Raw genomic sequence first — 7,168 nt, forward strand, 5'->3', positions numbered from 1 at the left:
GTCAGGTCCCGACAGCCAGCGCCGGGCGGCCGCTCATCCGGTCCCGCCGCCGGCGCGCCAGCCCGGTCACGCCGGCCAGCAGCACCACGACCAGCGGCACCGCCGACCAGATCCCGATCAGGACCCGCGGCCGCCACTGGTCGCCGTTGTCCCGCACGGCGTTTCCGGCCAGCTCGACGCCCTGGCTGGCCAGCTGGTTGCCCTCGACCGTGTTCCCGCGGACCTGGACGTTCGCACGGTCGCCCCGAGCGTGGATGCCGACCCGGTTGCCGGTGACCATGTTGTTCGCGAGCACGTTGTCCGGCGAGGAGGCGAGCACGATGCCGTCGCCCCGGTTCCCGGTGGACGTGTTGCCGATGATCCGGTTACCGGTGCTGGAGGCGTCCATCATGATGCCGTTGAGCCGGTTGTCCCGAGTGATGTTGCCTTCGACGACACCGCCGGTGACGAAGTCCGAGAAGATGATCCCGTGCCGGCCGTTGCGCTCACTCACGTTGTGCCGGACGGAGATGTTGGTGGAATAGCTGTGCGGGTCGACGCCGTAGAGCGTGTTGTCGTGGAACCAGTTCTGTTCGATCAACACGTCCCGGGCGTGGTCCGTGTACGTCCCGATAAAGCTGTGGTCCACCTCGGAATGGGTCATGCTCCCGGTGGAGCCGTCCGACCAGGCGACGCCGTAGGAGCTGTTCCAGTCCCGGCCCAGGTAGCTCAGATGGCTGCGGGTGATCGCGAGATGTGCCTGGTGGGTGGCGACGATGAACGGGCGCCGTTCGTCGACGGCGTGGCGGTTGACGTCCCCACCGGCAGTGTCCGGCCGGACGTTGACGCCGTTGAGGGTCAGCCGGCCGCCGTCGACGCCGAGCAGCACCCCACGGCGAACCGCCATCACCAGATCCGTGACCGGCGCGGTCACCGTCAGGGACCCCCCCGGTGACACGATCAGCGCCGCGTGCAGCGTGACCTTCCCGTGCCCGTCCTGGTCGATCCAGGACGGATCGTCGACCGCGCGGACGACATCCGGCAGGCCGGTCACCGGGCCCGCCAGCGGGATACTGCGGACCAGCTCACCCCCCGCGACGAGGGAGATCTCGCCCCGGCGCAGCGTGATGCCGCGGATGTCCGGCGCCGGCGCGCTGTCCCGCACGTCGACGGTGTTGGGCGGCAGGCCGAGGATCACGTTGCTGAGCGGGTCGTAGGACGGCACGTACGCATGCCGGTGGAAGAACTCGCTGGTGGACTGCAGCTCCCGGTACTGGCGCCCGACGGTGACGCTGAGCGTCACGGCGCACAGCAACGTCATCACCACCATGAGCAGGTGGACGCCGCGCCTGCGGGACCGCTCACGGCGCAGCAGGGCCGCCGCCAGCGCGCGGTTCGCCGTCAGCGGATCGTTCGCCGGGCCGGCGGCCGGGGCCGGGGATCTCGTGGTCAACGGAGCCGCTCCCCGATCGTCGAGGGAATCCGCTGGGTGTCATCCGTGGTGGAGGCACCCCGGGCTGTCGGGATGGTCGGCGCGGTGATCTGGTCATCGCGGCCGTCACGGCCGTCGCCGTCGCGGCCGTCGCGCTCGCGCTGGTCGCTGGTCGCCGCGGTCTTGGCGATGACCTCGAAGCTGCGCGGGTTGCCCATGTAGAGGGTGGTGATGAGGGCGACGATGGTGAAGGTCGCGGTGATCGGGGCCAGTACGACCGCGGCGAGCGTCTGCAGGACCCGGTTGGTCCAGAAGCTCGCGCTGCTCTGGCCGGGCCGGCGCAGCCCGGCGTTGACCCAGCCGCTCAGCCCGAAGTTCACCAGCCAGACCACGAGCGAGCACCAGAACAGCGAGTGCGCCCAGCCGGCCACCTCGATGACGTCGGTGAGGATCAGCACGACCGCGGTACCCGACGCGAGGAACGTGAAGAGGCTGAGGAAATACCGGATCGCGATCCGGATCGCCGCGCCGAGCGGCAGGACGTCCCGGTTCACGATGGCGTGGATGTTCCCCCACATCCACCGGCGGCGCTGCTTGAAGTACGCCTTCCACGTCCACGGGGAGGTCAGCTGGATGTACTCGTGGAAGAAGCCCCACCGCAGCCCGGCGGCGGCGGCGTTGCAGCCGAACGTGAGATCCTCGGAGGCGAAGATCCGCCAGTCCCAGGTGACGGTCCGCTCGGTGTGGCCGGTGATGGTCAGGCCCTCACCGTGGACGAACAGCGGGCGGCCCAGAATTCCCTGGAACGAAGAGCAGTAGGTCATGCAGTTGTGGAAGCGCAGATCGTCGATGTGGCTCAGCAGGAAGTGCGCGAACGGCCCCCGGCCGTAGTCGATTCGCGGCGCTGTCACCCCCTGGCAGATGTCGTAGTCGGCCGCATAGGCCGTCTCCAGATATTCCCAGGTCGGTGAGGTGTCATCGTCCAGGAATGTAATCTTGGTGTCCGCCGTGTCGTAGCCGAGATGCTGGCGGACGATACGGCTGAACTCCAGCGCCCGGGCCTTGTACTGCGCCACGCAGCTGAAGTCGGTCGGGACGGTGATGACCCGGTCGGCGTCGGGGTACACATCCCCGTTGCCGGGCTCGTTGGTCACCCAGATCTCGTAGTCCATCGTCATCGGGTAGGACCGGATCTCCCGAATGATCTCGTTTACCCTGTCCTGTTCCCGGCCGACGGTGGTGATCTGGATTATGTAGCGGGAGAAGAGGTCCCGGTTCTGCCGGAAGGTCGTGTGGAACCACCATTCACCGGCGGCCAGGATGAAGATCTCCATCAGCGGTCGCAGAAAGGCCACGAGAAGCAGCCACGGCAGCACGGTCCTCATCGCTGCGTACCGTCCGTCGGCTCGAGTCCGAACGGGTCCGTGGCGTGGCGCGGGATCTCGTCAGCCGCCCGGATCTCGTTGGTGGACCAGCGGACGCCGCGCTCCCCCGCCTCGGCGGCCAGCACCGCAGCCCTGGTCGCACGCCCGGTCGAGCCCAGCCCGCGGTCCGCGGCGCCGGAACGCCCGGGCAGCGGCTCCCGGAAGTAGTCGACGTCGTCGACGTCGATGCCGTCGGTCCCCTCGCTCCCGTCGAAGTCGCCCCGGTCGGTCCGGTCGGTCCGGTCGACGAATCTGGAGTTCGTCTCGATGACCGACCGCAGGATCGGCATGTCCACTCCGACCCCCGCCGCGAACCCGAGGAAGGCCATGGTGTCCTTCGGCAGGCACACACCGCCGTAGGGTGCCCCACCCCGGGTGCCGTAGGCGGGGTTGAAGGACGCCTCGGCCGACCGCGAGACCGTGTCCGCGATCGCGCCGAGGTCGAGCCGCAGCCGATCCGCGACCGTGTACATCTCGTTCCAGAACGAGATCTTGGTCGCGTTGAAGAGGTTGTGCGCGCACTTCACGAACTCGGCGGTCATCGGGTCGTCGAAGATGCGCAGACTCCCGCCGAAGGGGGCGAAGAGCTCCGCGAGCCGCTCCTGGACGCGCCGGTTCCGGGATCCGATCACGGTCATCCACGGCCAGCGGAAGTCCTCGGCCGCAGAGGCGGCACGCAGGAACTCGGGATTGCTGGCGAGCAGGAATCCGTCGCCCTGGCGAAGGCCGGATTCCTGCTCCAGCAACGGGCCGACCAGGCCATCCGTAGTACCCGGATCGACGGTGCTGCGTACGACTACGGTATGACGGCCACCGCTCACGCGCAGCGCCTGCCCGACCCCGCGGGTGCCGGCGACGAACGCCGACAGGTCATAACGGCTGCCGACGTTGGGCGTCGGCAGCGTGAGGAAGATGAAGGAATCCCGCTCTGCCCGGAGATCGAGTTCGGCCCGTGCGTCCAGGCCGAGCCCCTGCAGAAGGGAAACACGCTCCGGCGCGACGTCGACGAAGGTCACCTGGTTGCCGGCCTCGAGCAGACCTTTACCGGTGGCCGTACCCACCACGCCGGATCCAACTACAAAGATTCGCATCTTCTCAAGCTCCTTGGGGCCGCCCGGGCACTGAATGGCCAGGCGGTATCGAGCGACGGCGGACGATGACGTCCGAGACGGTGATGCGGCAGGGCACACTGCGCCGCCCCGGTCCGCGGTTGGTTTCTTCCTGATCGGCGGCTGACGTCCGCCGGAAATGGGCATGACAAACTGTGGACCTGCTGCTCTCAGGTGTTCGCCGCCCGCGCGGCCCACCCGGCCGGCTTCGCGACGCCTCCGCAATACGGCGCTCCGCCGCTGCGCCAGGTCATGCGTACACGGGGGCCCACGGCCCCGTCCGCATGCGGCGTCACACGATGCGGCGCTGTCAGTGATTCCCCCTGCGGTTCTCGGTCGGACCCCGGAACCAACCCCCCACATTTTTATCGATCGATGATTCAGCGAGAACAGAGCATCCCCAAATGCCGTTCCCGCGATTGGAATGGTAGTCGATCGACACCTGTTCCGTCCCACAGGGACGGCACCAGGCGTGTTACCTGATTCGCTCGACGGTGAATTCAGCCAGAGAATTGCGCGATAGCGATCACCAGAAATGGACCGGGTTCGCTCCCATCGGCGCCCCCACCGGCCACCCCAACCGCAGCCGACACCACTTCTTCACCTTACGGACTAATCATGAAAGGCCATGACCATACCCCGGAAGAGGAACATCAGGGCATAAAGAAAAGGTGGCGCGACCCGAGGTCGCGCCACCGGAGAACGTACTACAGATAAAGGCCGGTATGACCATCCCGGTCCGGTATGGCCGCGGGCAGCCGCCCGTCCCGCAGGGCGAACAGCTCGGCGAGGGTCATCGACGGCAGGACGCCCGTCGTGCCTCCCAGCCAGGCGACGGCCTCCTCATGCGGGAGCGCACCGACCTCCACCTGCGCCAGGCAGCGCCCCGGGCGGACGATCGCCGGGTGCAGCCGTGCCAGCGGCTCGTTGGTCGTGAGCGCGACCAGGACCTCCCGCCCCTGGCCGACCAGACCGTCGGTGAGGTTCAGCAGCCGGGACAACGCCTGCCCGGAGACGCTTCGGGCGTCACCGCGCAGCAGTTCGTCGCAGTCCTCGATCACGAGCAGCCGCCAGCGGCGCCGCGGCCGATCCGCCTCCGCCTCGGCCCCGCCGTCGTCCCGGTCGTCCTCGTCGTCCTCGTCGTCCTCGTCGTGCTCATCGCCCTCGTCGTCCTCGTCGCCCTCGTCGTGCTCCCCGGCGTCGGGACCGGACTTCCCGACATCGGGATCGGCGGCGTCGGCGAGCGCGGCTCTGGCACTCCCGGTGCCATCCTCGGATTTTCCCGCCGGGGCCTCCAACGCCATGCTCGCCCCGCTGGCGGCCTCGTCGTCGTCGCTGTCGTCCGACCCGATCGCGACCTCCATCAGATAGCCGGGGTCGCCGAACAGGGCCTCCGGGTCGAGGACGCAGTCAACCTGGCACCAGCGCCGCCACTCGTGCGCCAGCGCACGCAGGATCGTCGTCTTGCCGGTCCCTGCCGGCCCGTGCAGCAGGATCAGACGGCCCACCAGCGATTCGGGGCGCATCGTCATCAGGCGGTCGAGGGCTTCCAGCGAGGAGGCCGGATAGTTCCGCCGGATCGACGGCCAGTCCGTCGTCGCGGCGCGGCGGATGATCCGGGTCGGGCCGCGCTGGGCGGAGAGGTACCAGAACCCCATGGTCACGGTGCCTTCGGTGCCGGGTTCGGCCGCCGCCTGACGGACCACGCCGTCCAGCACCGTCCGGGCCAGCTCCTCGCTGACCGCCGTCACCAGGACCTCGGCGCTGCCGCCGCGCCAGCGCACCGCGCGGACCGTCCAGCCGTCACCGGTCGCCAGGCGGGAGTCACGCGAGTCCTCCACCACCGTGCGCACGATCTCGGCGCCGACCGGCAGCAGGCTCGCCCCGGGCCGCAGCCGGTCGATGCGCACGCTGCGGGCCCAGGGCTGGTCCCCGTTGGTGAACGGCGCCAGCGCGAGGGCGTCGACGACGTCGTAGGGCGTGTCCGAGTCGTCGAGGGCGACGACGAAGGGGAGGTCGCCGGCGCCGCCCCCGGAACGCTCACCCCTCACACGATCGCCTTTGGACGTGGACCCCTGCCGTGGAATGGACACGAGACAGATACTCGGTGAGGAGTGCTCCCAACACCACCTGGTTTCCCTTTTCCGTCGCGGAAGCGGCTGAAGATCCCCGCCGTACCCGAGTCGTCACGTCGACTATGAACGCGCGCCCGGCCCCTCAGAACCCGACGGCGCGCCACCCGCACCGCCAGATCCGCCCGCGCCACCCGCCGACTCGATCACCTGACGAAGCAGCACGATCAGCCTGTCCCAGCCGACGAGCAGGGCCGCGGAGTCCTCCTGGGCCGCCCGGTCGGACGCGAGCTGGTGCAGCGTCTTGACCACCGCGTACAGGTAGTGCGGCCGCGGCCGCCAGGCGGTCAGCTGCGGGTAGGTCTCACCGAGCGCCTGGTGCAGCACTCTGCGCAGAGGCGTGTCCGGTCGCTGACGGGCCTGGTCGGTGTGGTGCAGGATCGTCGCCGCCGCGTCGAGCTCATCGTCGTCCGGCAGCCACTCGAAGGCGACCAGCGCCAGCTCGGCCTCGGTGAACGCCTCGTCCACGGCGGCCACCGGGTCGCCGTCTCCGTCCGGCACGGGTGGCGGTGCCCAGTCGTCGTCGTCATCGGTCACCCCACTACCGTCTCCCAGCGAAGCCGGAACGAGACCTGGAGTGGCCGGACGCACAGGGATACAGAGGTCCCACCGGGGCAGGATGAAGCACACGGGCCTGGCCACGCGCAAGCCGCCCGGCCACCGCCGCTCGGGCAGCCCCGTCCACGTCACCGCAGGCCGGGTGGCCGGCGCCGCCGCCAGGACGTCCGCTCCATCGCCCGAACTCCCAGCCGGACGACTCGCCCGGTGCCCGGCGTACGCGCCCCTTCCAGCCACCTTCAGGCGACGCTCGGACCACACCCGGGCCGACGTCACCGGCCCCGTCTGGCTTTGAGAGATTCGAGTGGCTCCACCTTCCGGCGAGAGTTGGCCCCACTGGAAGGGTCGGTCGGGCTGGTTCGGTGAGTTGTGGCCCCACCTGGAGCGATGACGGTGGGTGACGGCCAGTAGGCCGGGTGTGGGCCGTCTTGCCGAGTTCGGCGCGGCGGGTCCGGGACGGCCCGATGATCGGCGTGCACGGCGGTGGAGAAGGGCCGGTCGGTGGCGCCGAAGTCAAAGGTCGAGTTGTTCGCG

General features: G+C 69.4%; 5 protein-coding genes. All 5 read right to left on the minus strand.

The window, feature by feature from the left end; translation table 11 throughout:
• Position 1: 1 nt before the first annotated feature.
• The 5 genes from ACG83_RS24535 to ACG83_RS24555 all read right to left on the minus strand — a co-directional run bounded on the left by ACG83_RS24535 (position 2) and on the right by ACG83_RS24555 (position 6,613).
• Complete coding sequence (locus ACG83_RS24535) at positions 2-1,432, minus strand: right-handed parallel beta-helix repeat-containing protein (RefSeq protein WP_054568516.1); 1,431 nt, start codon at positions 1,430-1,432, stop codon at positions 2-4.
• Complete coding sequence (locus tag ACG83_RS24540) at positions 1,429-2,796, minus strand: glycosyltransferase family 2 protein (protein WP_054568517.1); 1,368 nt, start codon at positions 2,794-2,796, stop codon at positions 1,429-1,431. The genes ACG83_RS24535 and ACG83_RS24540 overlap by 4 nt, the downstream gene beginning before the upstream one ends.
• Positions 2,793-3,926 (minus strand): UDP-glucose/GDP-mannose dehydrogenase family protein, encoded by a 1,134-nt coding sequence (locus ACG83_RS24545; protein WP_054568518.1) that lies wholly within the window; start codon positions 3,924-3,926, stop codon positions 2,793-2,795. Before ACG83_RS24545 ends, ACG83_RS24540 begins: the two co-directional genes overlap by 4 nt.
• Before the next feature lie 725 nt (positions 3,927-4,651).
• Positions 4,652-5,995, minus strand: a complete 1,344-nt coding sequence (locus tag ACG83_RS24550) for a DUF5925 domain-containing protein (protein ID WP_054568519.1) — start codon at positions 5,993-5,995, stop codon at positions 4,652-4,654.
• 144 nt (positions 5,996-6,139) lie between these two features.
• Positions 6,140-6,613, minus strand: coding sequence for a hypothetical protein (locus tag ACG83_RS24555; RefSeq protein ID WP_054568520.1), 474 nt, complete (start codon positions 6,611-6,613; stop codon positions 6,140-6,142).
• Positions 6,614-7,168 lie beyond the last annotated feature (555 nt).

The sequence above is a fragment of the Frankia sp. R43 genome (genome assembly GCF_001306465.1).
Lineage (GTDB): Bacteria > Actinomycetota > Actinomycetes > Frankiales > Frankiaceae > Parafrankia > Parafrankia irregularis.